The organism is Lactobacillus kimbladii (assembly GCF_000970755.1).
Classification (GTDB): domain Bacteria; phylum Bacillota; class Bacilli; order Lactobacillales; family Lactobacillaceae; genus Lactobacillus; species Lactobacillus kimbladii.
Genome location: NZ_KQ034012.1, coordinates 1 through 1,450, shown reverse-complemented (window position 1 = coordinate 1,450; position 1,450 = coordinate 1). Strand labels below are relative to the sequence as shown.

Sequence of the window (1,450 nt, the reverse complement as noted above, 5' to 3'; positions counted from 1 at the left end):
AATTCGGGGGTTTTCTTATGTCTAAATATTTACTAAAAACAAAATTAGAAGCAGTAGATTTGTATCAAAGAGGATTTAGTACAAAAGAAATTCAAGAGAAATTACATATCACATCATGTAAATCTATTGATGGTTGGATCAATAATTATCAACAGTATGGTGACAGAGGCCTGGAAAAAAGCTTTTCTAAGACAAGATATAGTGGTCAATTTAAATTAGAAGTCTTAAACTGGAGAAAAGAACATAGTGCCAGCTATCAAATTACTGCCAATCATTTTAATATTAAACAACATTCCACTATTGCGAATTGGCAAAGAAAATTAAATGAAGGCGGTGTTGATGCTTTATTTATTAAGCAAGGACGACCATTAATGCATAAAAAGAAAATTAAAGCAAAGAAGCATAAATATACTTCTCAAGAGTTAACTGAACTTGAACGTCTACGTTTAGAGAATCGTGCATTACATGTAGAAAATGAATATCTAAAAAAACTAGATGCCTTAGTTCAGAAACGCGGACATCGGACGAAGAAAGATCTATAGTTAATGAACTAAGGCAAGAATTTGGCTTTAAATTAAAAGAAATATTACCCTACACAAGTTTGTCTAAAAGTACATTCGAGTACCATCCTCATCCAAAAAAGAAGCTGATTAGTGATAAAGCACTTGCTTCAATTATCAAAATGATAAAGAAGCATTATGCCAGTTATGGATACTGGCCTGTAACTGATACTCTGAGGATGACTTATCACCTAATGGTTAATCATAAACGTGTTCAACGCTTAATGCGTGAGAACAATTTAGGAGCTAATAAATATAATCTGAGAGCCGGTAAATATGATTCTTCAAAGGGTCCACAAAATAAGAAAGCTAAGAATCGGTTCCATCAAAAGTTTAAGACTGATAGACCATATCAAAAGGTCGTAACTGATATTAGTGAATTTAGATATGGGAACATGACTATCCGTAATCGTGTATATTTATCGCCATTTAAGGACTTATTCAGCGGTGAAATTATTAGTTATACGATCACCGATCGTCCATTAACAAGATATGTTCTAGAAGGATTAGAGGGAGTGTTTACTGCAAGACCAAAGCTATTAAATTATCGAATGACAATCCATAGTGATCAAGGAATTCAATATCAATCTAATCCATATCGACATGCTTTACGAAAACATAAAGTATTTCAAAGCATGTCACGAAGAGCTACATGTCATGATAATGCAGCTATGGAAAGTTTCTTTCACATTATGAAAGTTGAAATGAATTATTTTACACATCACTTTGATACTAAGAAACAATTGGTTAAGGCGATGAAAGAATGGATAAGTTATTACAATGAAGATAGAATTCGGCACAAACTAAAAGGCTTAACTCCGATTCAATATCGGAATCAAGCCTTAAGTAAAATGATATAAAACTAACGTCCAGTTTTAGGGGTTAGCTTC

At 32.7% G+C, this 1,450-nt stretch carries 2 protein-coding genes; both read left to right on the top strand.

The genetic code is table 11. From position 1 onward, the window contains the following. Window positions 1–542: helix-turn-helix domain-containing protein (locus JF75_RS09955; RefSeq protein ID WP_245190734.1), on the top strand; the 542-nt coding region annotated here is incomplete at its 5' end. Continuing rightward, window positions 479–1,420: an IS3 family transposase gene (locus JF75_RS09950; RefSeq protein ID WP_141639357.1), complete on the top strand. Its 942-nt coding sequence runs from the start codon at window positions 479–481 to the stop codon at window positions 1,418–1,420. The genes JF75_RS09955 and JF75_RS09950, both read left to right, overlap by 64 nt. Window positions 1,421–1,450 lie beyond the last annotated feature (30 nt).